General features: G+C 29.7%; 28 protein-coding genes and 1 tRNA gene. 16 read left to right on the top strand and 13 right to left on the bottom strand.

What is annotated here, in order from left to right; all coding sequences use genetic code 11:
- Position 1 precedes the first annotated feature (1 nt).
- From yedP to EV01_RS02500, 5 genes are all read left to right on the top strand, one after another.
- Positions 2-799, top strand: coding sequence for a mannosyl-3-phosphoglycerate phosphatase-related protein YedP (gene yedP / locus EV01_RS02485; RefSeq protein WP_032517031.1), 798 nt, complete (start codon positions 2-4; stop codon positions 797-799).
- Positions 800-803: 4 nt separating this feature from the next.
- Positions 804-1,748: a kinase gene (locus EV01_RS02490; protein WP_032517032.1), complete on the top strand. Its 945-nt coding sequence runs from the start codon at positions 804-806 to the stop codon at positions 1,746-1,748.
- Between the two features lie 92 nt (positions 1,749-1,840).
- Positions 1,841-2,068 carry a DUF1830 domain-containing protein gene (locus EV01_RS02495; protein ID WP_032517033.1) on the top strand — a complete coding sequence of 76 codons (228 nt, stop codon included), beginning with the start codon at positions 1,841-1,843 and terminating at the stop codon, positions 2,066-2,068.
- Between the two features lie 90 nt (positions 2,069-2,158).
- On the top strand, positions 2,159-2,284 hold the full coding sequence (locus EV01_RS10045) for a hypothetical protein (protein WP_275040843.1): 126 nt from the start codon (positions 2,159-2,161) through the stop codon (positions 2,282-2,284).
- A 531-nt stretch (positions 2,285-2,815) separates the two neighbouring features.
- Positions 2,816-3,622 carry an undecaprenyl-diphosphate phosphatase gene (locus tag EV01_RS02500; protein ID WP_032517034.1) on the top strand — a complete coding sequence of 269 codons (807 nt, stop codon included), beginning with the start codon at positions 2,816-2,818 and terminating at the stop codon, positions 3,620-3,622.
- A 205-nt stretch (positions 3,623-3,827) separates the two neighbouring features.
- Here EV01_RS02500 and EV01_RS02505 read toward each other — a convergent pair.
- The 3 genes from EV01_RS02505 to EV01_RS02515 all read right to left on the bottom strand — a co-directional run bounded on the left by EV01_RS02505 (position 3,828) and on the right by EV01_RS02515 (position 6,440).
- Positions 3,828-3,901, bottom strand: a tRNA-Pro gene (locus tag EV01_RS02505).
- A gap of 27 nt (positions 3,902-3,928) precedes the next feature.
- A complete protein-coding gene (gene msrA / locus EV01_RS02510) occupies positions 3,929-4,657 on the bottom strand; it encodes a peptide-methionine (S)-S-oxide reductase MsrA (protein ID WP_032517035.1) in 729 nt (242 codons plus the stop codon).
- Positions 4,658-4,694: 37 nt separating this feature from the next.
- The gene (locus tag EV01_RS02515; RefSeq protein ID WP_032517036.1) at positions 4,695-6,440 is read right to left on the bottom strand and encodes an ABC transporter ATP-binding protein; all 1,746 of its coding nucleotides are present in this window, start codon (positions 6,438-6,440) and stop codon (positions 4,695-4,697) included.
- Positions 6,441-6,520: 80 nt separating this feature from the next.
- Between EV01_RS02515 and EV01_RS0109130 the strand changes: the two genes are divergently transcribed.
- The 9 genes from EV01_RS0109130 to EV01_RS02550 all read left to right on the top strand — a co-directional run bounded on the left by EV01_RS0109130 (position 6,521) and on the right by EV01_RS02550 (position 16,293).
- The gene (locus EV01_RS0109130) at positions 6,521-6,817 is read left to right on the top strand and encodes a DUF3288 family protein (RefSeq protein ID WP_032517037.1); all 297 of its coding nucleotides are present in this window, start codon (positions 6,521-6,523) and stop codon (positions 6,815-6,817) included.
- A gap of 31 nt (positions 6,818-6,848) precedes the next feature.
- Entirely contained in the window at positions 6,849-7,901 is a 1,053-nt protein-coding gene (gene trpD / locus EV01_RS02520) for an anthranilate phosphoribosyltransferase (RefSeq protein WP_032517038.1), read from the top strand.
- The gene (gene carA / locus EV01_RS02525) at positions 7,898-9,037 is read left to right on the top strand and encodes a glutamine-hydrolyzing carbamoyl-phosphate synthase small subunit (protein ID WP_032517039.1); all 1,140 of its coding nucleotides are present in this window, start codon (positions 7,898-7,900) and stop codon (positions 9,035-9,037) included. The genes trpD and carA overlap by 4 nt, the downstream gene beginning before the upstream one ends.
- Before the next feature lie 61 nt (positions 9,038-9,098).
- Complete coding sequence (locus EV01_RS09395; RefSeq protein WP_072013459.1) at positions 9,099-9,464, top strand: STAS domain-containing protein; 366 nt, start codon at positions 9,099-9,101, stop codon at positions 9,462-9,464.
- Complete coding sequence (locus EV01_RS02530; RefSeq protein WP_032517041.1) at positions 9,461-9,859, top strand: ribonuclease III domain-containing protein; 399 nt, start codon at positions 9,461-9,463, stop codon at positions 9,857-9,859. The genes EV01_RS09395 and EV01_RS02530 overlap by 4 nt, the downstream gene beginning before the upstream one ends.
- A gap of 4 nt (positions 9,860-9,863) precedes the next feature.
- Entirely contained in the window at positions 9,864-10,871 is a 1,008-nt protein-coding gene (gene rlmB, locus EV01_RS02535) for a 23S rRNA (guanosine(2251)-2'-O)-methyltransferase RlmB (RefSeq protein ID WP_032517042.1), read from the top strand.
- Between the two features lie 146 nt (positions 10,872-11,017).
- The gene (locus EV01_RS02540; protein WP_032517043.1) at positions 11,018-11,233 is read left to right on the top strand and encodes a DUF1816 domain-containing protein; all 216 of its coding nucleotides are present in this window, start codon (positions 11,018-11,020) and stop codon (positions 11,231-11,233) included.
- Positions 11,234-11,262: 29 nt separating this feature from the next.
- Positions 11,263-12,711, top strand: coding sequence for an Asp-tRNA(Asn)/Glu-tRNA(Gln) amidotransferase subunit GatA (gene gatA, locus EV01_RS02545; RefSeq protein ID WP_032517044.1), 1,449 nt, complete (start codon positions 11,263-11,265; stop codon positions 12,709-12,711).
- A gap of 84 nt (positions 12,712-12,795) precedes the next feature.
- Positions 12,796-16,293, top strand: a complete 3,498-nt coding sequence (locus EV01_RS02550) for a DNA polymerase III subunit alpha (RefSeq protein WP_032517045.1) — start codon at positions 12,796-12,798, stop codon at positions 16,291-16,293.
- A gap of 1 nt (position 16,294) precedes the next feature.
- Here the strand turns inward: EV01_RS02550 and EV01_RS02555 are convergent, their stop codons facing one another.
- The 5 genes from EV01_RS02555 to EV01_RS02575 are packed head-to-tail and all read right to left on the bottom strand — an operon-like array spanning position 16,295 to position 19,008.
- Positions 16,295-16,744, bottom strand: a complete 450-nt coding sequence (locus tag EV01_RS02555) for a PAM68 family protein (RefSeq protein ID WP_032517046.1) — start codon at positions 16,742-16,744, stop codon at positions 16,295-16,297.
- A 9-nt stretch (positions 16,745-16,753) separates the two neighbouring features.
- Entirely contained in the window at positions 16,754-17,023 is a 270-nt protein-coding gene (gene rpsO / locus EV01_RS02560; protein ID WP_032517047.1) for a 30S ribosomal protein S15, read from the bottom strand.
- A gap of 32 nt (positions 17,024-17,055) precedes the next feature.
- Complete coding sequence (gene ruvA, locus EV01_RS02565) at positions 17,056-17,739, bottom strand: Holliday junction branch migration protein RuvA (RefSeq protein WP_032517048.1); 684 nt, start codon at positions 17,737-17,739, stop codon at positions 17,056-17,058.
- Positions 17,740-18,093, bottom strand: coding sequence for a glycine zipper 2TM domain-containing protein (locus EV01_RS02570; protein ID WP_342626004.1), 354 nt, complete (start codon positions 18,091-18,093; stop codon positions 17,740-17,742).
- 24 nt (positions 18,094-18,117) lie between these two features.
- Positions 18,118-19,008, bottom strand: a complete 891-nt coding sequence (locus EV01_RS02575; RefSeq protein WP_032517050.1) for a DMT family transporter — start codon at positions 19,006-19,008, stop codon at positions 18,118-18,120.
- Between the two features lie 93 nt (positions 19,009-19,101).
- On the opposite strand from EV01_RS02575, the gene dnaG reads away from it, so the two are divergent.
- Entirely contained in the window at positions 19,102-21,132 is a 2,031-nt protein-coding gene (dnaG, locus tag EV01_RS02580) for a DNA primase (RefSeq protein ID WP_032517051.1), read from the top strand.
- A gap of 16 nt (positions 21,133-21,148) precedes the next feature.
- Here the strand turns inward: dnaG and EV01_RS02585 are convergent, their stop codons facing one another.
- The 5 genes from EV01_RS02585 to EV01_RS02605 form a co-directional block, all read right to left on the bottom strand.
- Positions 21,149-21,616 carry a hypothetical protein gene (locus tag EV01_RS02585; RefSeq protein WP_032517052.1) on the bottom strand — a complete coding sequence of 156 codons (468 nt, stop codon included), beginning with the start codon at positions 21,614-21,616 and terminating at the stop codon, positions 21,149-21,151.
- A 9-nt stretch (positions 21,617-21,625) separates the two neighbouring features.
- Positions 21,626-22,912: a Y-family DNA polymerase gene (locus EV01_RS02590; RefSeq protein ID WP_032517053.1), complete on the bottom strand. Its 1,287-nt coding sequence runs from the start codon at positions 22,910-22,912 to the stop codon at positions 21,626-21,628.
- On the bottom strand, positions 22,909-23,325 hold the full coding sequence (locus tag EV01_RS02595) for a LexA family protein (protein WP_032517054.1): 417 nt from the start codon (positions 23,323-23,325) through the stop codon (positions 22,909-22,911). The genes EV01_RS02590 and EV01_RS02595 overlap by 4 nt, the downstream gene beginning before the upstream one ends.
- A 98-nt stretch (positions 23,326-23,423) precedes the next feature.
- Positions 23,424-23,840 (bottom strand): 23S rRNA (pseudouridine(1915)-N(3))-methyltransferase RlmH, encoded by a 417-nt coding sequence (locus tag EV01_RS02600; protein WP_032517055.1) that lies wholly within the window; start codon positions 23,838-23,840, stop codon positions 23,424-23,426.
- Between the two features lie 19 nt (positions 23,841-23,859).
- Entirely contained in the window at positions 23,860-24,192 is a 333-nt protein-coding gene (locus EV01_RS02605; RefSeq protein ID WP_032517056.1) for a hypothetical protein, read from the bottom strand.
- 56 nt (positions 24,193-24,248) lie between these two features.
- Between EV01_RS02605 and rsmA the strand changes: the two genes are divergently transcribed.
- On the top strand, positions 24,249-25,073 hold the full coding sequence (gene rsmA, locus EV01_RS02610) for a 16S rRNA (adenine(1518)-N(6)/adenine(1519)-N(6))-dimethyltransferase RsmA (RefSeq protein ID WP_032517057.1): 825 nt from the start codon (positions 24,249-24,251) through the stop codon (positions 25,071-25,073).
- The last annotated feature ends 5 nt before the right edge of the window (positions 25,074-25,078 follow it).

Genomic DNA, 25,078 nt, shown 5'->3' with positions numbered 1-25,078 from the left:
AATGATAGAAAATTCTTCTATTTGGGTAGTAAGTGATGTAGATGGTACTTTAATGGATCACACATATGATTTATCACCTGCTAAAGAAACTATAAAAAAACTCCAAAAATTATTTATACCTGTAATTCTTTGTACAAGCAAAACTGCTTCTGAAGTAAAAGTTATTAGAAAGGAACTTAACTTGACGGATCCTTATATTGTTGAAAATGGTGCGGCAATATATGGTGAATCTCTTGAAAGAGTTAATGGAGAAATTATTCTTGGAATAAAATACGAATCTCTTGAAGAAATCTTAAATTTTATTTCTAAAGAAATTGATTACAAACTTACTCCTCTTAATAATCTCACTGATCAAGAGGCTACTCAGCTTACGGGTTTAGTGGGCAACTCATTGGATTTAATGCGTGATAGATACTGGAGTATGCCTTTTTTAAATCCGCCAAGTTATTTAGAAGAGAAAATTAATATCTGTTGTAAAAAATTCAATGTTGATATTTTTAAGGGCAATAGAATGAGTCACTTATTATCTACAAAATCGAATAAAGGGAAAGCAATAAATGCTCTAAAAGAATATTCAAATGTTCAAAATATTGAAATTATAGGTTTAGGCGATTCTCCAAATGATTTGCCTCTACTTTTAAACTCAGATATTAAGATAGTTATTCCTGGAATTGATGGACCTAACATAAATTTACTAGATCAATTAAAAGATATTGAATTTACTTTGGCTTCTGAACCAAATGGCTATGGTTGGAAAAATGAAATCAATAAATTAATAAATAAGCGAGAATTAATTTAGAAATATGAAAGATTTAGATATTAATTTTCCTCTTGATAAATTTGAAAAATTAATTATTGATATTGGTTGGGCATCCTTGGATGATTGGTTCAATTTTTGGAATAATAAAAGAAACATTCTTTCAATTGATCAATATTGGAACAATAAAGTAAATGATGATTGGATTTGGGGTTTGGCTTTACCTCTTTTATCTCAGGCTTATAAATTTCAAAATAGTTTTTCTGATAGAAAAATTATTGGAATCTCAGCTCTACCTGGTACAGGTAAAACAACGCTAGGTAAATGGCTTGAAGCTATATCGTTAAAATTAAACTTCAAAATTGCGGTTATTTCTATTGACGACTTTTATCTCCCGTCAAATGAAATGAAATTAGCAATTAAGAATAACCCTTGGAATGTTTCAAGAGGGTTTCCTGGAAGTCACTCAGTAAAATTAATGCATGAGAAATTATTAAATTGGAAGTTAAATGGAGAATTAAATGTACCAGTTTTCGATAAATCATTAAGAAATGGTTTAGGAGATAGATCTCATTGGAGATTAGATAGTCCTGATTTATTAATTCTTGAGGGATGGTTTTTGGGAATAAAACCTTATTCTATTGACTTAATTGATCGACCCATAAATACAAAAAATTTGAGTCTTCATGAATCATCTTATATACTAAAAATTCAAAATAACTTAAACGAATATTTAGATATTTGGACTTTAATAGATAATATTTGGCACTTAAAGCCATTAAAGATTGAATACATGAATATATGGAAAACAAATCAGGAAAAAGAAATGTTTTTACAGAAAGGTAACGCCCTTATAGATGAAAAATTATCTAATTTCTTGAGAATGCTTAATGTCTCAATTCCTCATAAAAGCTTTGATGTTATAAAATCCTACGCGCTTTTATTAATTGATCAAGAAAGAAAGTTAGTTGAGGCCGGGTTGAATTTGTAATATTTTCTAAATTTTCTTTTTTTTCAGTAATTTTTTATACATTTTTTGTACATGTAAATGTTGTTTAATTATATATACTTTGTTAGTTAGGGATGGTTGAATTTTCATACAAAAATGAAGGTTGTAGAATGGTCGTCTTGAGGTGTATTGGACCATCAAATTTTTTTTTAGAAAGAGTTTTATTTCCAACTGATATTCTTACTTTTATGGCTCCAATTGATTCAAGAGTAGAAATCTGGGGAAACGAACTATATGGCCCTAAATTAGAGGAAAGAATAAGAGTTTCATCTGATAGCGAAGATTCCACATTAGTTGCATAGAAACAGAATAATTCAATTGTCTTCGAGTCATAATTTTTTACAAATACTTATTTTTTATTGATAATATCTAACTAAGTTTAATCATTTGAGATGTATTATTTTTCTTCTTTTGCAATAGGCGGTTTTGTTCCTTCTGCTGCTATTGCTGGAGTTTTACTTTTAATTGGTCTAGGAGCATTTTTTTATCTTGGTATAAAAGGTCCTACAGATTATTAAACCTTAGCTAATAATGATTGGTTATTCAAATTTTTTAATCTAATAAATTAAACTTTAAACATGGATTTAACAACTATTCTATTTGTATTAAGCCTCCCTTTTGTTTTGTTAACCGTTTATTTTGGAACTAAAAACGATTTTTACGAAAGTGAAAATTACAAAGGTGACGGTTGTGCTCACGATGTTAAAAGGTAAATTTATTATTTAACGTTAATAAACACACAATTCAATTTACTATTAACCAAACACATATATCTCGGCTGTAATTTTTTACCGGTCTAATTACAAAAAAGAAACTTCACTTTTTAATTGTATGTATCTGGGTAGTTTTCATCTCGGTTTCGTCTAGTCATACCAAAGGAACTTATTTAAACGTGCAAATTATTAACCAAAAGCTTGATATTACGGCATAGAAACTAAAATTGAAAGAAAAGTAAAAATATGATCACTAGTTTTTTGGTTTTTATTAACTCTTTTTTAATCTAAATTTATGTATTTCTAAATTGCAATAAATTAATTAGGAAATTTTGTATGTTATTTGAATATTTAAAATATATTTTATATGGATTAATTCAAGGTTTAACCGAATTTATTCCTGTAAGCAGCACCGCTCATTTAAAAGTCATCTCTCTTTATTTTGGAATTGAAGATCCAGGTCACTCTCTATCTGCAATTATTCAATTTGGAAGTGTCTTGGCTTTATTTTGGTATTTTAGGTCTGATATTTTTAAATCGAGAAGTAAATCTTCAAAAATGATTTTTGATGTTTTATTACATCAAAGGTTATTGAAGTCAATTTTGATTGGTAATATTCCAATTGTTTTGCTTGGTGGGACTATAAAGTTATTTCTTCCTTATTTTTTTGATAAGATTCTTCGTTCTAATTTATCAATAGCTTTAGTTTCATTCCTTATGGCTATTTTCATGTACATAGCTGATAGTTCGAAAAAAGGTTCTAAAAATATAAACAATCATTTGTTTTCAGATAGTTTTTTTATAGGTTTTTCTCAGGCCCTTGCAATTTGTCCAGGTGTTTCGAGATCTGGTGTAACTATTTCTAGCGCTTTAGTATCAGGTTGGGAAAGACGAGATGCTGCAAAATTCTCCTTTTTTTTAGGCATACCGGCGATTTCTTTTGCTGCTATTGTTGAGTTCATTTCTTCTATTAATGAATTTTCCTCATTTAGCTTTTTCCCTCTAATTGTTGGACTTGTTTCGACATTTTTATTTTCATTATTAGCAATTGATTTTTTATTAAAGTATTTTTGTTCAAATGGTTTGAAGTTATTTATTATCTATCGGGTTGTATTTGGTGTTGTAATCCTTCTGAATTTATGATTTATTAAGAAAAATTTTTTACAATATGCTAGGGTTTTGTAAAATCGTGAAAATGGATATTTTTTTATCATTCCAGTTGGGTGAAGTTGAAGTCTCTAATTTAACAATAATAGTCTTACTTTTTTTCTCATCTTTTACTTTTTTAGCTGTAGGGATAAGCTCATATAAACTCTACAAATCTCTAATTAACGAAGAAGAAAAGTGATCGGAACGGCGGGATTTGAACCCACGACCCCCACTACCCCAAAGTGGTGCGCTACCAAACTGCGCTACGCCCCGTATTATTACTATAAGGATAAGATGTATTTAAAAGTTATTCTTTATAGGATTGTTATCAGATCTCAATACACATTTATCAACATCCCAATCAAAATTTTCCCAAATATTGTCTTTTAATTTGTAATTACATCCAGGAAAACTCTCTAACTTAACTTTTGTAGGAGATGCAGAACAATATTGCCTAGCACCTGGGGATGCGAGATACTGTTGATGGTAGTTTTCTGCATAAAAATATTTATCAATCATTTTTATTTCTGTTTCAATTAAACCTAAATTATTTTTGTTTAATTCTTTTTGATATTGTTCTTTACTTGCATATATGATTTCTTTGTTATCTTCATTTTTAAAATATATTGCAGATCTATATTGCGTACCTGTATCATTACCTTGCCTATTTTTTTGTGTAGGGTCATGACATTCCCAAAACATCTTTAATAAATCACTTATATCTATTTTGCTTTTCTCCCAGATAACTCTTACAACTTCTGAATGACCAGTTAAACCCGAACATACTTCATAATAAGTTGGGTTACTTTTCTTCCCACCAGCATATCCAACGGAAGTTGTTACTACTCCTGGAAGTTTCCAAAAACATTTTTCAGCTCCCCAGAAACAACCACACCCAAAAATTATTTCATCTTGATTAATGTTAGGTTCTATTTCAATATCTGTTTTTAATATTCTATGAAAAGAATTAACTTCTTTATTTAAAAACGGATCTTTATTATTCATAATGTTTTTAATAAATTCAAACATAGCCTAAATTTTTATATCATAATTCAGAAAATTACTTTTAACTGTTGACGATGTTAGTTGCTAATTCTCTTTCCCAAAGTTTTTTATATAACCCCTTCTCTTTTACTAGATCTTGATGATTACCTTCTTGAATAATTTCTCCTTTATCCATTACTAAAACCCTGTCACAAGTTGCAGCCACTGATAGTTGATGACTTATCATTAGAATTGTTTTTTTACTTCTTTCTCGCATCTCATTTATTATTTTTGCAGCTGTTTTATTATCAACGCTAGCTAATGCATCATCAAGTACGACAATGGGAGAATTTACTAATAATGCTCTGCCTAGTGCAGTTCTTTGTCTCTGACCTCCACTTAGTGTAATTCCTCTCTCACCAACAATTGTTTTGAACTTTTGGGGAAAATTATTTATATCGTCTATCAATCCTGCCTTTTTAGCACTTGTTTTGACTAATTCTTTTGTGGCTTTTGGATCTCCAAAACGAAGATTTTCAGCAATTGTAGAGGTAAATAAAAATGCTTCTTGAGGAACAATTGAAATATTTTTTCTAAGATCTTTTAATTTAATATTTTTTACATCAACCTTATCTAAAAATAATTGACCATCTGGAATTTCAATAGTTCTTCCTAGAGATTTTGCTAATGTTGTTTTACCACAACCTACAGGACCAACTATTGCGATAAGTTCTCCAGGAAAAATTTTAAAATTGAGACCATTTAATGAGTTAAATTTTGATCCGGGGTATCTTATTGTTAAATCTTTTGCTTCTATCAATCCTTTTATCTTACTTTTTATAGATTTAGTGTTTAATCCATCGATAATATTTGGATTACTTTGAAAGATTTCTTCTACACGATCTAAACTTACCTGACCGAGTTGAAAAGTATTCAATGTAAATCCCAACAGAGCAGTCGGGAAAACTAGCCTCTCAACATAAAGAATTAACGCAACTAAACCACCTATTGAAATAAATCCACTTTCTAGTTGATAAGTCCCTAACCCTAACAATATTAATAAGGAAATTGAAGAAATCCCTTGAAGCAATGGAAATAAAGTACTTGCAGTTCTTGCAAGTTTTATTGCCGAATTTCGATAAGAATTATTATGTATGCTAAATTCTCTCTTCTCAGCATTTTCTTGGGCATATATTTTTATAGCACTTATCCCTGAAAGATCTTCTTGTATGAGATCGCTAAGTTTGGATAGTGATTCTTGTTGAGCTTTTCTTTGTTTTACCATTCTACCGCCAAATAAACTTACAATCCCCAGTATTAATGGGAATATCATTAATGCTGATATGGTTAATGTTTTGTTTATCAAAAACATCGATGGAATAGTGAATGAATAAGCTAATACAATGTTGCATAAACTTAAAACTGTAAAACCTAAAAGTCTTCTTATGTTCTCAACATCGCTTGTAGCTCTACTAATTATGTCCCCACTCCCTCTTTTTTGTATCCAATCTGGGTCTTGAATAAGTAAATGATCGAAGAGTTTCTGACGAAGATTTACTTCAACCTTTCTTCCTATTCCAAAGACAATCTGCCTTGAAAATAGTCTAATTAAACCCATACAAGTAGCTAACAAGATTAACCACAAAGATTTAGTAATTACAAAATCTGAAGAGAAACTATTTTGAAGTTGATCTATGATGTTCTTTACTTCAAGGGGTATTACAACACTTAATATGTTTACTAGTAATAGGGCTAAAGCTCCATAAAAAAACTCTTTTTTGTATGGTCTTAGATATTTTAATATAACCTTTAACTTTAAATTCTTCATTTAATTTTACCCATATGATTAAGATAATGTTTCATTTTTAAATATGTGAGCTAATTTTATAAATGATTTAATATTTAATTATGAGTAATGTGCAAACTCATCCTTTACATGCAACGGATAAAAAAATTATTGATTCTCTCATAACTAAAGAAAGACCTGAGGATCTTGACTACATTAATTTGGCTAGATTAATAAATAGATATAGTAACTTCCCTGGTGAAATAGAAATTAAAAATGATATTGAAAAAATTTTAAAATTTTGGAAAATTAGTCAAAATGATCTTTTTTTTAGAACAAAAACAATTTGGTCAAAAAGCTTCAGGCCTACTAATACAAATAAAGATTTAGTTGGGTCGGGTTTTGATACTTCAAATTAAATTTTATCTGCTTATTCTAATTAAAAAATAAATGTCTTCTAACCTATCGAATCCTGAAATCTTAAATAGTTTGTTGGAGGGGGAAAACCTTGATGATCCAACTTCCAGACTATTAATGAAAAGATGGCTTAATAGTGAAATCTCTGATGTCCAAACAGGAGCTTTTTTGAGCGCCTTAAGAGCAAAGGGTTGCTCGGGAGCTGAATTGTCTTCTATGGCTGAGGAACTCCTAAACGTTTGTGAATTGCCAGTAGCGAGACCGAATTTGTATATGGTTGACACTTGTGGAACCGGAGGTGATGGTGCAAATACATTTAATATTTCTACCGCTGTGGCATTTGTAGCTTCATCCTGTGGAGTAAATATTGCTAAACACGGAAATAAAAGTGCAAGTGGAAAAGTTGGCTCTGCTGATGTTTTATTGAATTTAGGTTTAAATTTAAATTGTTCACTCGAAAAAGTAATATCTGCCGTTACTGAAATTGGAATAACTTTTTTGTTCGCACCTGTTTGGCATAAATCTTTAATTAAACTTGCTCCATTAAGAAAGGATCTTGGAATAAGGACTGTATTTAATCAACTTGGACCACTGGTTAATCCTTTAAGACCCAATGCACAAGTATTAGGGGTCGCTTCAGAAGATCTTTTAGAACCAATGGGAAGTGCATTGTTGAATATGGGAATGGATAGAGTAGTGGTAGTCCATGGTTATGGAGGCCTTGATGAAGCTTCACTTCAAGGAGATAATAAATTAATATTTGTTGAAAAAGGAAAATTGCGATTTTCAAAAATAAATATCTCTGACTTTAATCACGAAAATACTTCAAACGTTCAGCTGGTTGTTTCTGATAGTGACTCTAATGAGGAAATCCTAAGATCTGTTTTAAATGGTTCTGGAAAAAAATCGCATAAAGAAGTAGTTGCATTGAATTCCGCTTTAGTACTTTGGGCAGCAGGAATAGAGAATGATTTACATGAAGGCTTCAATAAATCTTTATATTCAATTAATCAAGGAAATCCATGGAAAAAATTTTCACTCTTAAAAACTTATTTATCCTCAGATAAAATTATCGAAAATACATGAATAATCCCTACAAAAAAAATGCAAAATTAGTTTTGAGTAATGGGATAATATTCCCGGGATTTTCTTTTGGAGCTACTGGTACTGCTGTTGGTGAGATAGTTTTTAATACTGGAATGACAGGATATCAGGAGGTTATTACTGATCCAAGTTACTACGGTCAAATATTAACATTTACTTATCCAGAAATTGGAAATACTGGAATCAATCTAGAAGATTCAGAATCAACTATAAATGTTAAGGGAATAATTGTTAGAAATTATTCGTCCAATAATAGTAATTGGAGATCTTTAAAAAATCTTAATCAATGGTTAGTTGAAAAAAATATAGTAGGTCTTTATGGAATTGATACAAGGGCGCTTGTTAAAATTTTAAGATCTAATGGTTCGATGAATGGAGTCCTAACCTCCGAGGACATAACTCTAGAAAGTTGCCTAAAAATTGCACATGAAATTCCAAAAATGGAGGGTTTAAATTTATCAAAAGTAGTTTCAACAAAAAAACAATTTTTATGGCGAAATCTTACAGAAACTGTTTTTGACGTTAGAAAAAGATGTTACGAAAATCCTCGTAAATTAAAAGTGGTAGCTATTGATTTTGGAATTAAAAAATCAATTTTAAATAGACTAGTCTCCCATGGTTGTGAAATTTTAGTTTTGCCTTCACATTCTTCTTTTAATGACGTTCTATCGCATAAGCCTGATGGCATATTCTTTTCAAATGGTCCAGGTGATCCATCCTCTGTTTCTGAAGGTATAGATTTAGCAAGATTACTTATTGATCACGGTAAGATACCTATGTTTGGTATTTGCCTTGGTCATCAAATATTTGGATTGGCTTTAGGAGGTTCAACCTATAAACTCACATTTGGACATCGTGGACTAAATCACCCTTGTGGAATCAATCAGAATGTCGAGATTACTAGTCAAAATCATGGCTTTGCTATTGACCCAAATACCCTATCTGACGATACTGTAAAAATAACTCATTTTAATCTTAACGATAAGACTGTTGCTGGATTAGAAGTTTATAATAAACCAATATTCAGTGTTCAATATCATCCGGAAGCAGGACCTGGTCCCCATGATTCAGATTATTTATTTAAAAAATTTGTTTCTCTAATGTTAGAAAGATGTTGACATATTGTTTTCTTTTGATTTGATAATTACATTTGAAACATTTATTTTTTGGAGGGTTTAGATCATAGAAGATTTCCAAAAGCTAACGGTCTCCTTAAGAGGAAACCTCGATGTAAGATCAAATGTTACTGTTTTTACTTTTAAAGGCCAACTCGATGCCTTCTCAGAAAAACAATTTAAGACTTTTGTCTCTAATAACATAAAAAATGAATTTCCTTTCATTATTGATCTTACAAAAATTGATTTTCTTGATTCTTCAGGTCTTGGAGCTCTCGTCCAGACTGCTAAAGAATGTAAAAAATTGAAGATAGGTTTTTCAGTTGTTGGTAATTCAAGAGTTGCTCAAACAATTAAACTTGTACGTTTAGGAGATTTTCTTAATTTAAAGTCCTGTCTTGAAGATGCATTAACTTATTTTAAAAATTGAATTATTGGATTCAAAACTTGGTTCCATATGGATCACCTGAAGAAATAGGTGTTATTCAACTTGCGTGGCTTGGGGATTCGGTATGGGAACTTCATCAAAGACTGAGATATGTTCATTTACCTTTAAAATCAAAAGAACTCCATTTATCGGTCGTAAATGAAGTGAAAGCAAAATCTCAATCAAAATCCTTAAGTCAAATTGAACATTTACTAAATCCAATTGAAATCGATTTGATTAGGCGTGCTAGAAATAAAATAAAGAGATTCCCAAAGTCTTCTGATCCGACCATTTATTCAAGAGCAACTGGCTTTGAAACTCTTATAGGTTGGCTATTTCTAAAAGATCCTCAAAGACTGTCAACTCTTTTTGAATTCCTTGAAATTAAAATAAATTAAATTGATGAATAACTTTTCAAGAAAAAATCATTCTGAAAAAAATAGAAAACGACGAAAAAAAAATGAAGATTCTGATTTCTACTCCAAAGACAATATTTCTTCGAGAGAAAATAATAGATTTTCTATGAAATCTTCAAAGAAACATGGAATAAAAAATTTCAATGAAAGTGATAAAGTTAGAACTAATTTATCCTCAAACAGAAGGAAGCCTTTAAATAAATCTAAAAATGAAATTTCTACAAAGTCTCATTATCTTAATAAAGAGCTTGTAAATAATAAAAACTTTGATGATTGGATATGGGGAAAACATTCGGTTTATGAAGCTCTTATTAGTGAAAGAGCTATTAATAGGATTTGGTGTACTTCAGAAATCTTTTCTTCGGAGAAATTCTATACTTTGCTTAAGGATTTAAAATTAAAAGGAGTCTTGATTGAAGAAGTTTCTTGGAACAGACTTTCCCAATTGACTTTTGGTGCTTCACATCAAGGAGCAGCATTGCAGTTGGCATCCTCTAAAACCATATCATTAGAAGAATTAATCAAATTTTCCAAAACTAATTCAACTAATCCAATTATTTTGGCCTTGGACGGAATAACTGATCCTCATAATGTTGGGGCGATAATAAGATCTGCAGAAGCATTTAATTCCAAAGGTATTGTTATTCCTCAAAGAAGATCTGCTGGATTAACAGGAACAGTTGCAAAAGTAGCTGCAGGTGCTCTGGAGCACTTACCAGTAAGTAGAGTTGTTAATTTAAATAGGGCGCTGGCTGAGTTGAAGAAAAATGGTTTTCTTATTGTTGGACTATCTGGAAATGGTAAATTATCGATATCAAATTTTCATGAAAAAACTCCTTTAGTAGTTGTAATTGGTTCTGAAGATAAAGGTATTTCCTTGCTTACTCAAAAAAAATGTGATTTCCTATTAAAGATCCCCCTTAAAGGGAAAACATCAAGTTTAAATGCCTCTGTGGCAGCGGCAATATCACTATTTCACTTAACTGGTAATTAATTTTTTTGGTATCCAACACAATATTTATGTTTTTTAAAATATTGTTGTTTCAATACATTTATATATTTAATAGAAATTTATTGAATTTTTGCTACAAAATTGTATAGAATTTAACAAGAATTGATGGTCTAAACGGCCAATTAAATTTGATTAGAAACTTTGGAAACAAACTCGGATTAGCTTGGTGGGCTAAAATTGAGACAAAACAACCCAGTACTACATACTGGTACGGTCCATTTATCACAAAACGTAGCTTAAAAGAAAATATGTCTTCTTTTATCAAAGATTTAACTGATGAAGGAAACAAAGACATAAAACATAGTTTATTACGATGCAAAAAGGAAGAACCATTGACAGTTTGATAATTTTAAATTTGAAGATAAGTTAAAAAATGAATTTTAATTCTTTCAGAAAGGAAATTAATAGTAAAAATGCTTCTGTTAAAGAATTAGTTAATGATATTTTTTCAAAAATTGATTCTAAAGATTCTGAAATCAATTCTTATATTTGTACTACAAAAGAATTAGCAATCTTGCAAGCTGAAAATATAGATAAATTAATCCAAAACGAAAAAATACTACCCCCTTTAGCGGGAATACCCATTGCAATTAAAGATAATATTTGTACAAAAGGTGTTGTAACTACTTGTGCAAGTAAAATGCTCCAAAATTTTATTTCACCTTACGAATCTACAGTTTCTAGTAAATTATGGTCTTCAGGTGGGATTTGTTTAGGTAAAACAAATTTAGATGAATTTGCAATGGGAAGTTCAACTGAAACCTCCTTATTTGGTGTTACTTCAAATCCTTGGGATTTTAATAGAGTTCCTGGAGGTAGTTCTGGAGGAAGTGCTGCTTCAGTTGCAGCTGGATTTTGCGCTGCAGCTATAGGCTCTGATACCGGTGGATCAATAAGACAACCAGCTTCTTTTTGTGGTGTTGTAGGACTTAAGCCCACTTATGGAAGAGTAAGTAGATGGGGATTAGTAGCTTTTGCTAGTTCTCTTGATCAAATTGGCCCAATTACAAATACTGTCTCAGATGCTGCTGAAATCCTTTATTCAATATCTGGTAAAGATTCCTTTGATTCAACATGTCTTGATAAACCCGTTCCTAATTATTTGAATGATTTAAATAAATCCATTAAGGATTTAAAAATTGGAATCATTAAAGAATGTTTTCAACACCCAGGACTTAATCCAGAAGTTAAAGATTCTGTTCTCTCTGGGGTTGAAAGATTCAAAAATTTAGGAGCTGAAATTATTGAAATTGAATGCCCAAGATTTAACGACGGAATAGCTACATATTATGTTATTGCACCATCTGAAGCATCTGCAAATTTAGCAAGATATGATGGAGTTAAATATGGTTACAGATCGAATGAAGGCTCTAACCTTCTTGATATGACTTCAAAAAGTCGTGCAGAAGGATTTGGAAATGAAGTCCAAAGAAGAATTTTGATAGGAACTTATGCTTTATCAGCTGGATACAGCGATGCTTATTATAAGAAAGCACAAAAAGTAAGAACATTAATAAGAAAGGATTTTGATAATGCTTTTAAGAAAGTGGATATATTACTAACTCCGACATGTCCAACTACAGCTTTTATGAAAGGAGACTTTGCGAATGATCCACTTTCTATGTATCTGTCTGATCTCTTGACTGTTCCTGCTAATTTGGCCGGACTTCCAGCTATAAGTATTCCTTGTGGTTTTGATACCAAAGGATTACCTATAGGTCTTCAATTAATAGGTAATGTATTGGAAGAGGCCAGAATTTTAAATGCAGCGCATATTTTTGAAATTGATGCACATGTAATAAGGGATAGACCCGTATTCTAAATTTGTATTAATAATTAATTTGTGATGGTAAACTATAGACCTTTTTGAAATTTTATCTATCTTATATATATATTTTGATTGAGTATGGGTTTCGTTCCGCTTCATAATCATAGTGACTACAGTCTTCTTGATGGTGCAAGTCAAATTTCTAAAATTGTAGATAGAGCCTGTGATCTTGGAATGGATTCTGTAGCTTTGACAGACCATGGAGTTATGTATGGAGTTCTTGATTTAGTCAAGAAGTGCAAAGATAAAGGTATAAAACCAATTATTGGCAATGAAATGTATGTGATTAATGGTTCTATTGATGATCCTCAACCAAAAAAAGAAAAAAGATATCATTTAGTAGTATTGGCAAAAAATCATACTGGCTATAAGAATCTTGTAAAGTTAACAACTATCAGTCACTTAAATGGTATGAGAGGTCGAGGTATTTTCTCTAGACCTTGTATTGATAAATTTCTTTTAAGTAAATATAGTGAAGGTCTTATAGTTTCCACAGCTTGCCTTGGAGGCGAGATTCCTCAAGCCATTTTGAAAGGAAGATTAGATGTAGCAGAGGAGATAGCTCTTTGGTACAAAAAATTATTTGCAGACGATTTTTATCTAGAGATACAGGATCATGGTTCAATTGAGGATAGAATTGTCAATGTTGAAATACTAAAAATTGGAAGGAAGCATCAAATAAAAGTAATTGCTACCAATGATGCTCATTACATATCAAATATGGATGTTGAATCTCATGATGCGTTACTTTGTATATTAACGGGCAAACTAATAAGCGATGAAAAAAGATTGAGATATACCGGGACAGAATATATTAAGAGTGAGAATGAAATGCTTGAACTTTTTAAAGATCATATTGATGATGAATCAATTAAAGAGGCTGTTAATAATACAGTAGAAATCTCAAAAAAAATTGAAGAGTTTGATTTATTTGGTAATTATAGAATGCCAAAATTCCCTGTTAAGGAAGACAAAGATTCATTTTCTTTTTTGAAAGATTTATCTTATGAAGGTTTATTGATGAGACTTAAAAAGAAGGATCTAAAAGAAGTTGATGAGATTTATAAAAAAAGAATATCTTCTGAATTAGAAATTATTAATGACATGGGTTTCCCAGACTATTTTTTGGTTGTTTGGGACTATATTAAATTTGCTAGAGATAACTCCATTCCCGTTGGTCCTGGTAGAGGTTCTGCAGCAGGTTCACTAGTAGCCTATGCTCTTCAAATTACGAATATTGATCCTGTTGAGCATGGTTTATTGTTTGAGAGATTTCTAAATCCTGCAAGAAAGTCTATGCCAGATATCGATACTGACTTTTGTATTGATAGGAGAAATGAAGTTATTGATTATGTTACTAATCGATATGGAGAGGATAAAGTTGCCCAAATAATTACTTTTAATAAAATGACATCTAAAGCGGTTTTAAAGGATGTTGCAAGGGTTCTAGATATTCCTTATGGAGAGGCCGATAAATTGGCTAAGTTAATACCGGTTGTAAGAGGTAAACCTTTTAAACTTAATGAAATGATTGATAAAAAAACTCCCTGTAAGGAGTTCAGGGATAAGTATATTAATGATAATAAGGTTAAAAGATGGATAGATTTGGCATTAAGAATTGAGGGAACTAATAAAACATATGGAGTTCATGCTGCAGGAGTTGTTATCGCATCAGATCCTCTTGACGAACTTGTTCCTCTTCAAAGGAATAATGAAGGGCAAATAATTACCCAATATTCAATGGATGATATTGAATCGCTTGGATTATTGAAAATGGATTTCTTGGGTCTTAAGAATCTAACGATGATTGATAAGACCGTTTCTCTTATTAATCAATCCACAGGAAAGAAAATAAATATTGATGAATTACCTCAAAATGATTGTAAAACCTTTGAACTTATTGGTAGAGGAGATCTTGAAGGTGTTTTCCAACTTGAATCTTCTGGGATGAAACAGGTTGTAAAGGATTTTAAACCAAACTCTCTTGAAGATATTTCATCTATCCTGGCTCTTTATAGACCCGGTCCTCTTGATGCTGGTCTGATACCTAAATTCATTAATCGAAAAAATGGCAATGAAAAGGTTGATTTCCCTCATCCTTTTATTAAATCGATTCTGACTGAAACTTATGGAATTATGGTTTACCAAGAACAAATTATGAAAATTGCTCAAGACTTAGCGGGTTATTCTCTTGGCGATGCCGATTTACTAAGAAGAGCAATGGGAAAAAAGAAAGTTTCAGAGATGGTAAAACATAGGAATATTTTTGTAGGCGGCTCTATGAAAAAAGGTGTAAATGAAAAATTAGCAAATGATCTATTTGATCAAATGGTTTTATTCGCGGAATATTGTTTTAATAAAAGCCACTCAACTGCATACGGTGCAGTAACTTACCAAACTGCTTTTTTAAAAGCTCATTTTCCTGTTGCATATATGGCAGCCCTGCTCAGTGTTAATTCTGGATCGAGCGACAAGATGCAAAGATATATTTCTAATTGTTATTCGATGGGAATTGAGGTTATTTCACCCAGCATTAATTTTTCTGGGATTGATTTCACTATCAAGAATAGTCAAATATTATTTGGTCTGTCTGCAATTAAAAATCTAGGAGATTCTGCGATAAGAAATATAATTGAAAATCGTAATAAATTTGGAAATTTTAAGTCATTGTCTGATTTGTGTGATCGTTTACCTTCTAATGTTCTAAACAAGAGAAACATTGAATCTCTAATTCATTGTGGAGCACTTGATGAATTTTCAATTAATAACAATAGAGCTCAATTATTATCGGATCTCGAATATGTCATTGAATGGGCGTCTTCACGAAATCGGGATAGATTATCAGGTCAAGGAAATCTTTTTGACTCTGAAGATGAATTTTCAAATGTAGCATTTTCAGATTCACAGTTAACTAAGGTTGAGGATTATTCACTTATTGAGAAGTTAAGGTTAGAAAAACAGCTTTTAGGTTTTTATTTATCTGATCATCCTTTAAAACATTTAACTAAACCTGCAAAACTTGTATCTCCAATAAGTATTTCTCAGTTAGAAGATTCAAAAGATAGAACAAAGGTTTCTTTAGTTGCAATGATACCTGAATTGAAGCAAATTACAACAAGAAAAGGAGATAGAATGGCCATAGTTCAGCTTGAAGATCTATCTGGAAGTTGTGAATCAATAGTTTTCCCTAAAACCTATACCAGATTATCAGAATTTCTTTTGACTGATACTAGATTATTGGTTTGGGGAACTATTGATAAAAAAAGTGACAAGACTCAATTAATAATCGATGATTGTAGAGAAATAGATAATCTTAAATTGCTTATTATTAATCTTGAAAGTTATCAAGCATCAGATGTAAAAGTACAAAATACATTAAGAGACTGTTTAATTAAGTTTAGGCCAGACAAAGGTACATGTGGAGTCAAGATTCCAGTTTTAGCTGCAGTAAGAAATAAAAATAGTATCACTTACGTTAAATTTGGGGATCAGTTCTGTATTGGAGACATTCAAGGAGCATGCAAATTATTAGAAGATAAATCATTCCAGATTAATTTAAAATCTTTAGTTTCTTAGATTAACTATTCTCTTCAAAATTTTGAGTAGCAGGTTTGAAGGCAGCTTTTGCTCTTTGTATGTTCATAGGAATATTTTCAATACCGAAAAAAGATCCAGGCTCTTTATCCCAACTAGCTGATAATATTCCAAAACTCAATCCTGCCAGTCCTAATAAGAAAAACAATGCAGAAATTGCAATTGTTGATGAGGGAGGTATTTCAGCAATATTTCTTGTAACGATAATGTAGCTCACAACAAATACTGACATACCCATGATAGTAGGTATTCCTGCTGTGAAAAAAATTCTTCTAGCCATTCTATCAGCTACATATTTTGGAATCCCACTTGAAGATTTTTTTGAAGAAATAAGTGTTTCTGATTTTTTTTCTAAATTGGCAAAAGCTTTTGTCTCTGATATATTTTTTTTCTTTTTATTAGATATCTTCTTTTTTGATTGCTTTTTTTTCATAGATGGAAATCATCCTCTGATTCCAATTTTCTTTACTAAATCTTTATAATTTTGTACATTTTTTTCTTTTATGTAAGATAGTAATCTTTTTCTTTTGCCAATCATTTTTAATAATCCCTGCCTTGAAGCGAAATCATGAATATTGCCTTGTAAATGGGAACTTAATTTAGAGATTCTTTTTGAAAGCATTGCAACTTGAACTTCTACTGAACCCGTATCAGTTGCATGTATTTGATGAGTTTCAATAAGCTTCTGTTTTTCAGCTGTATCTAATGACATAAATTTAATTTTCTTAAAATTATTCTACTACGTTATCTGCCTATATTACTACTATCATTATCTAAATAATTCATAGCTACTTTCAATAAATGCTCAAATGAAATATTTTTTTCTTCTTTATTGTTAGAAACAATTTCTTTTGTTTCATTAATAATGTTTGGCAAAACACTGTCAATTTCTTTATTCGAATAATTTAAAGACTTTAAGGTTAGCTGGAGATCACAAAGAATTTTATCGTTTTCATTATTAATAAGAAAAACATTATTTTTTTTTTCTTTCTCAATTTTTAATTCATTTTTAAATATAGTTTTTAATTCTAAAAACAACCTTTCAGTCATTTTTTGACCTATGCCTGGCACCGAACTAATTAACTTTTTGTTTTGTGTGTTGATTGCCATGAGAATTTCGCTAATTGAAAATTTATTTAATAACCCCATGCCAATTTGAGATCCAATACCTCTTATATTTAAAATTTGAACAAAGAATAACTTTTGTTCCTTCGAAGAGAACCCAAATAATAAATCTGTATCTTCTTTCTTAATATGCTTTATCCAAAGAGTTACGTTTGTATTGGATCTTTTATTTGTTTTTAATTTAAGATAGAAGGATTCTAGTATTTGTATCTCATAACCTAATCCTTGGCAATTGATTAAAACAAAATATTTTTGATTAGTTTGCCAATATTCAACAATTTCTCCGCTTATCCAACTAATCAATTAACCACCATCCACTTGACAACCAATAGCTGCTCCTGTGACTGCACCTAGCGGAACGGCCCACCAACGTCCCTCTTTCCTTGAAATAGCACCACCTACTCCTCCCCCTAGTAATGCGCCAGCTATCTTGCCATCGGTACAGTCATCATCTTTAATTCTCTCTGCTCTTGACCCTCCACAAGGTATTTCTACATCTACTTCATAACTTCTTACATAACCTGGATTTGATTTTGTACCAGGTATATATTCTTCTCTGTATTCAGTTCTGGTACAAGTTACCGATTTAGGGGGTGTTGCATAAACTTTAATTGAAGAAGAAAAACAAAACAAAAAAGCTAAATAGAAAAATTTCACTGTAATTTTTAATCTTTTAATATTCTATGTCCTTTTGATTATTTTGGTAGTGGATATAATAGTTCCTAATAAAACTAGAGAAGCTCCTAATAAAAAATTAATGTTTATAACTTCGCTAAAAAATAAAATCCCCCAAATAGACCCAAATAAAACTTGTAAATAGTTAATGGCTGAAGCCTCAGACGCTGGTAAATTTTTTAATCCTATAGTTAGGAATGTTTGACCTAATTGTGTAAATAACCCTATGCCAAAGATCCAAATTAATTCATTCCAATTTGGGGTAACCCAATTGATTAAAACAATTGGCGATAAGGTTATAAAAGAAACAAGTGGAAAATATTCAATAATTACATAAACATTTTCGGTATATGAAAGTTTCTTAACTGAAACGTAAGCCAATGCAGTGCAAATTGATCCAAGAAATGCAATGAAAATCGAGAAAGTTCCAATTTCAACGTTTATTTTTAATAATTGAGTTGGATTTAATATTACTAATATTCCAACCCAACCAAATATTAAAGCAAAAAATAAATTACGAGTTATTTTTTCGCTTATAAATATGCCAGCAAATATAGATATAAAAATAGGATATGTATACTGAATGACAGTCGATATACTTAGAGGCATATTTCTTATTGCATGAAAAATACAAAGTAAGGCTATGGTTCCCAGAACTCCTCTTAGAATAAGTAGTAATCTATTGTTTCCTAAAGGATTTATATTTTTTAAATTAATGATGAATAATGTAATTATTAAACTTAGTAATGATCTAAAGAAAACTAATTCATAAATAGGTATCCTATTATCAATATTTTTTACGCACAAAGTCATCAAACTAAAGAAGAATGAGGCAAAAACCAAATTCAACTTATTAAGTGAATTAAATTTTTTATCTAATTCTGTGAAATTTATCATTTAATAATATATTTATTGTGAAATTAAGTAGATTCTTATTTGATTTTGAACTATAACAAATAAATCATTATTAATTTTTGAATAAATATCTCAATGGTTCATTCTATACACCCAAGAACTATTCAAGAGGTTAAAGAAAAGGCAGATATTGTTGAAGTTATATCTGAACATATTGTTCTAAAGAAGAAAGGGAAGGAATTTGTTGGAATTTGTCCTTTTCATGATGATACTAAACCATCAATGACAGTATCACCAACTAAACAATTCTATTATTGTTTTTCTTGTGGTGCTGGTGGTAACTCTATTAAATTTTTAATGGAATTTACTCGTGCAAACTTTTCTGATGTTGTACTATCTCTAGCAAAAAAAAATAATATTAATGTTGAAAATTTTGAGGGTGCTCAAGCAGAAGCATATAAAAAGCAATTATCTAAAAAAGAAGAATTATATAAAATACTAAGAGTTACTAAAAATTGGTTTAAGTCTCAATTAAATAATTCTTCTGGTATTGAAGCAATGAAATATTTAAAATCTAAAAGAAACTTAAATAACAAAATTATTGATGATTTTGAACTAGGTTTCGCTCCAAATTCATGGAATGATTTGTCAAATTATCTATCCAAGGTAGAAAAATTTCCTATTAATTTAATATTAGCTTCAGGTCTTGCAATTTCTAAGGATAATTCTGAAAAGATTTATGATCGTTTTAGAAATAGATTAATTGTCCCAATACATGATATGCAGGGAAGAGTAGTTGCCTTTGGAGGCAGATCTCTTGATGCTCAGGAACCCAAATATCTTAATTCTCCTGAATCAGATATTTTTGAAAAGGGAAAAATGCTGTTTGCTTTCGAAAAAGCTTCTAGCAATATTAGAAAAAAAGATAAAGCTATTATTGTTGAAGGCTATTTTGATGTGATTTCTCTTCATTCAAAAGGTATCAATAATTCTGTCGCTTCCCTCGGGACAGCATTAAATAAGTATCAAATTTCTCAACTATGTAGATGTACAGATAATAAAAATATAATTTTGAATTTTGATTCTGATAATGCAGGAATATTAGCTACAAAAAGAGTAATAAAAGAAGTGGAGAGTCTATCTCTTCATGATCAAATTAACCTTAATATACTTCAACTAAATGACTTTAAAGATCCAGACGAATATTTGAATAGTCATACTCCCGAAGATTATTTTAATTTAATTGATAATTCTTCCTATTGGATTGATTGGGAGATTGATCAGATTTTTAAAGATAAAGATTTAACTAAATCCAATGTTTTCCAGAGTGTTATTTCTTCATTGGTAAAATTACTAAGTAAATTACCTCAATCATCAACCAGAACTCATTATCTACAAAAAGTTTCCGAACAATTAAGTAAGGGGCAAGCAAGGTTGGCAATACAGTTTGAACAAGATTTAAGAAATCAAGTTAAGGGATTTCGTTGGCATGGCAGATCAAAAAGATTTGAACAACCAAATGATATTTCTCGCCGTGAGAAGAATGAATCGGAAATAATTTTTTATTATTTGCATTGTCCAGATCTTAGGCTTTTTATTAGAGATGAATTTCTTAAAAGAGAAATCAATGGTTTTAATACTAACTACATTCAAAATTTATGGGAAGCGATTGCAAAAATTGAACAAAATAATTTGGGTTTAAATTATTTAAATGATTTAAAACAATTAAATAGTCAAATTATTCAAAAAGAGTTTTCTGCTATTAACTTAATTTCACTTCTGCCTGACTACCTAGCTCTTAATAATAATGAATTATCAAATAAAATTAATATTTTTATCAATCCCAATGAGTTGTTTTTAACTTTGCTGACTAATCCTAAAGACAACTTACTTGGAACTTTATCACTTCTTGAGAAATATAATTCTCTAAAAAGATGTAGACACTTGATAGAATCTTGGGGATCTCAAAGATTAAAAACTTTAGAAAATTGTATATCTATCTTAATTGATAATTCTTCAGGTTCCCTAAATACTAATAAAGAGATAGACGATCTTTTTAAAGATTTAAATTCAGATGCTATCAAGTTTCAGGAACTATATTATTTAGAAAGAAAACATATTAATTTTTTAGATAAACAACGCTGTGGTAATTTCATTGCTAGTTAATATATTCTCTTTAAATTTATAAGCAGTATTTTTTAATCAGTTTTTTTACCCTTTTGGGTTTGTCTTCAAGAACATAAGCTTCTACTTCTTTTGCATAAGTCCCAGAAAAATTTGAAGTAGAAAATTCTAACGCTTTTCTCTTAGCTTGATGCAATTTATTTTCTAATTTTTTTATATCTCCGATTGTTTTATTGTTATTGCATCTTTGTATCACATGAGTTGCTTCATGTCTTAATGCTTTTCTTATTGCTCTTTCTGTTTTGAAGTTATCTTTTTCTTGTAGCTGTTTTTTATTTCTATAATTTGTTTTCCTTTTTGCATTTTCAGTACATATTATTATTTTATTTTCTTCAAAGTTATGTAGCCCTTTTATTTCCTTATTTAAGAGACATTCAATTTTATTTTCTTCAACCACATAGTTTGCTTTCATTAATAAGTCAAGAATCTCTTTATCTAATTTGCTTAAAAATATTATAAATTCCATTTTATTTTTTTAATTAACTATAGTTGGGATGTGCTCTATATCAGTTGTAGATGAGCGACTTAAGAAATTCTTATTCATCGTCCAACTTTGTGGATTTTTTGTAATAGCCCATGTAATTGCATTTTTATTAAATCTTTTATTTAATAAATCAATCGTTCTCATAAGATTTGTTGATTTTTTTAGGTCTTTTTCAGATTTGTAATTGATAACTGATTGCTGTAAATATTCGCTATTTGTTAAATCCTGCATCAAAACACCAGCTTTTGAGAATTTATATTCGGGATTATAAATTTCTTTCGATAACTCAACTACTATTTTTAAAATATTATTTGTGTCATCTGTTGCCTTTGTAAGTTTTTTATGAGCACTTCTTTGATAATTTTGATTTGAATACTTACTGGTTCTTGCAAATACTCTAATATCAGATGATTGCAAATTCTGACTTCTCATTTTTTCAGCCGCTTTTATTGCGTGAGTCGCCAGCGCTTGAGTTAAGTCTTCTAATTTTGTGACAGGAGTACCGAAACTCCTGCTCACCTGAATTTCTTTTTTTGATTTCTTGTTTTTTTCTATAGGCAGACATCTATGACCTTTCAGTTCTAATTGTAATCTTTTACCTACGATACCTAATTTTTTAATAATTTCATTTTCTTCCATATCTCTTAATTCTCTAGCATTTTTAATACCTTTACTTTGCAACCAATTAGAGGTTTGTTTCCCGACTCCCCATATCTTATCTACACTAATTTTTTTTAAATCATTACTCTCATTCTCAGTTCTAGCTAAATCAAATATTCCAGCCGAATAATCAATATTTTTAGCTAATCTATTAGCGATTTTTGCTCTTACTTTATTTTCTCCTATTCCTACTGTTATGGTAATTCCTAGATTCTGATATATTAATGATCTTATGCTTCTTGCCCAAGGATATAGATTTTTATCATTAGGTCTAGAAATCGAGACAAATGCTTCGTCAATAGAATAAATTTCTATTTGTTCACAGTATTTTTTTAGTGTATTCATTAGTCTTCTGCTCATATCGCCGTAAAGCGAATAATTTGAGCTTAAGACTGCTACATTTAATTTATTTAATCTTTCCTTGACCTTAAAATACGGAGTTCCCATTTTGATTTTTAAAGCTCGCGCTTCAGGACTTCTCGCGATGATACATCCGTCATTATTAGATAAAATTACTACTGGTTTATTTCTTAAATGAGGATTAATATTTTGTTCACATGATGCGTAAAAATTATTAGCATCTATAAGAGCTATCGCATCAATATTTGAGATTTTCATAAATAGCTATGTATTGAATAAATAACAACACCCCATATCTGTACATCAATATGGTTTATAAATCTAAAATCAGGATAATTATGATTTTCTGCTTTTAAATATAATTCATTATTTTTTATAGATAATCTTTTGATTGTAAATTCCCCGTCTATCATTGCGATGATAATATTCCCTGGCCTAGCTATTAAACTTTTGTCTACTATTATTAAATCTTTATCTTTAATTCCTGCATTTATCATTGAGTCACCTTTAACTCTAATAAAAAAAGTGCTAAACGGATTAGATATTAAATATTCGTTTAAATCAATATTCTCTTCTGTATAGTCATCAGCAGGAGAAGGAAATCCTGCTGATACCGAATCAGTTAATAAGGGGATTTTATACTTTTTGTTAGCTGAATCAAAGAAATCCAAGACTTAAATTAATAGTATATATGTACTATATAGTAAAAACCAAAAAATAGTTAGTTATTAAACTTTTATAAATTAAGTTTAGATTAAATCTAATCTTTCTAAGAACGATGGTAAGGGGAGTTGTTAGATATAGAAATAGCTCTATAGATTTGCTCGATTAAGATTAATCTAGCTAATTCATGAGGAAAAGTTAAAGGAGACAGACTTAGTATGAGATCTGATTTTTCTTTTATATCTGAACTAATTCCATCAGTATCGCCGATTAAGAAATTAATTTTTTTATTATTAAAATTTAAGAGCAAAGAACAAAGTTCAACCGAATTAAACTGCTTACCTTCTTCACCGAGGCAGATGATAATATTGTTATTAGATTTAAGATTATTTATATTAAAAGTCTTTAACTCTTTAATAATAAGTTCAGGCATTCTTTTTTTGTATTGATTAATTCCATCTCTAATCCAAATTTTTTTTATTTTACCGATAGCGTAAATTGTTATTCTATTAACTTGAAGCATAAGTAAATATTAAAACTAATTATTCATCAAGAAGATAATTAAATTCATCATAGAGTTCCTCTTCTGTTGATAATTTCTTAGAAAAATTATCTTTTTTAGAATTCATATTAATTTGATTAAGCTCACTTTTTCTTAGTGAATTATTAACTTTAGAAGTCTCTTCTAAAGATTCTGAATTATCAATTAACGAATAAAAAATTTTATTGGGGTCATCTAAATTAAGTGGATTGGTGATTGAATTGTCGTTTTTAGATATATTTGTGAAATTACTTATATTTTTACTTTCGTTTTTTAAATTTTTATTCTTTTTAAATTTTTTGAGCTTATCTAAATTTTTTTTTGATAAGCTCATGATATAAAGTATAAAATAAATTCATATTTAATTTAAACATATTATTTATCTTTTAGATGAATTCTAAACACTATCATCAAAAAAAAAGATTTGGACAACACTGGTTGGTAAATAAAAAAATATTAGAAAAAATCAAAGAAATTGCTTTTCTTAATGAAAATGACTTTATTTTAGAAATTGGTCCAGGTAAAGGAGCGTTAACATCTAAGTTATTAGATTCAGAAATTAAAAAATTACATGCGATTGAATTAGATAAAGATTTAATAAATTTATTAAATAATAAATTCAATAATAATGATAAGTTTTCACTTCAGCAAGGAGATATTCTTACTGTAAATCTAGATTCGATTAATGAGAAGATTACAAAAGTGATTGCAAATATTCCTTACAATATAACTGGACCAATATTGGATATTTTCATAGGGCGATTAGGCATTTCAAAAAAATACAATTACGAAAAAATTATTTTTTTAATGCAGAAAGACGTTGTAGATAGGATTTTGTCAAAAGAAGGAAGTACCAATGCTGGTGCGCTTAGTATAAGAATGCAACTGTTATCAAAAATAAAAAGAATTTGCGATGTACCGCCTTCATCATTTAGTCCGCCTCCAAAAGTTTTTTCTTCTTTAGTAGTCTTTGAACCAATTAAAAATGATTTAAGGTTAAACATTAGTCTAGAAAAATATATAGATAAACTTCTTCGTATTTCATTTAATTCAAGAAGAAAAATGCTTAGAAATACTCTTAATTCAATATTTTCAAATGAAGAGTTAAATGAATTATCTGAATCTTCAAAAGTTTGTATTAATTTAAGACCACAAGATATTTCAATTGATCAATGGATTAAGCTTGCAGAAAATTGTATTAAAATTAAAAAATAAAAATT

This window comes from Prochlorococcus marinus str. MIT 9401, assembly GCF_000760095.1.
Classification (GTDB): Bacteria; Cyanobacteriota; Cyanobacteriia; order PCC-6307; family Cyanobiaceae; genus Prochlorococcus_A; species Prochlorococcus_A marinus_I.
Note: the sequence above shows the minus strand (reverse complement) of the source record. Positions and strands in the feature narration are given on the sequence as shown.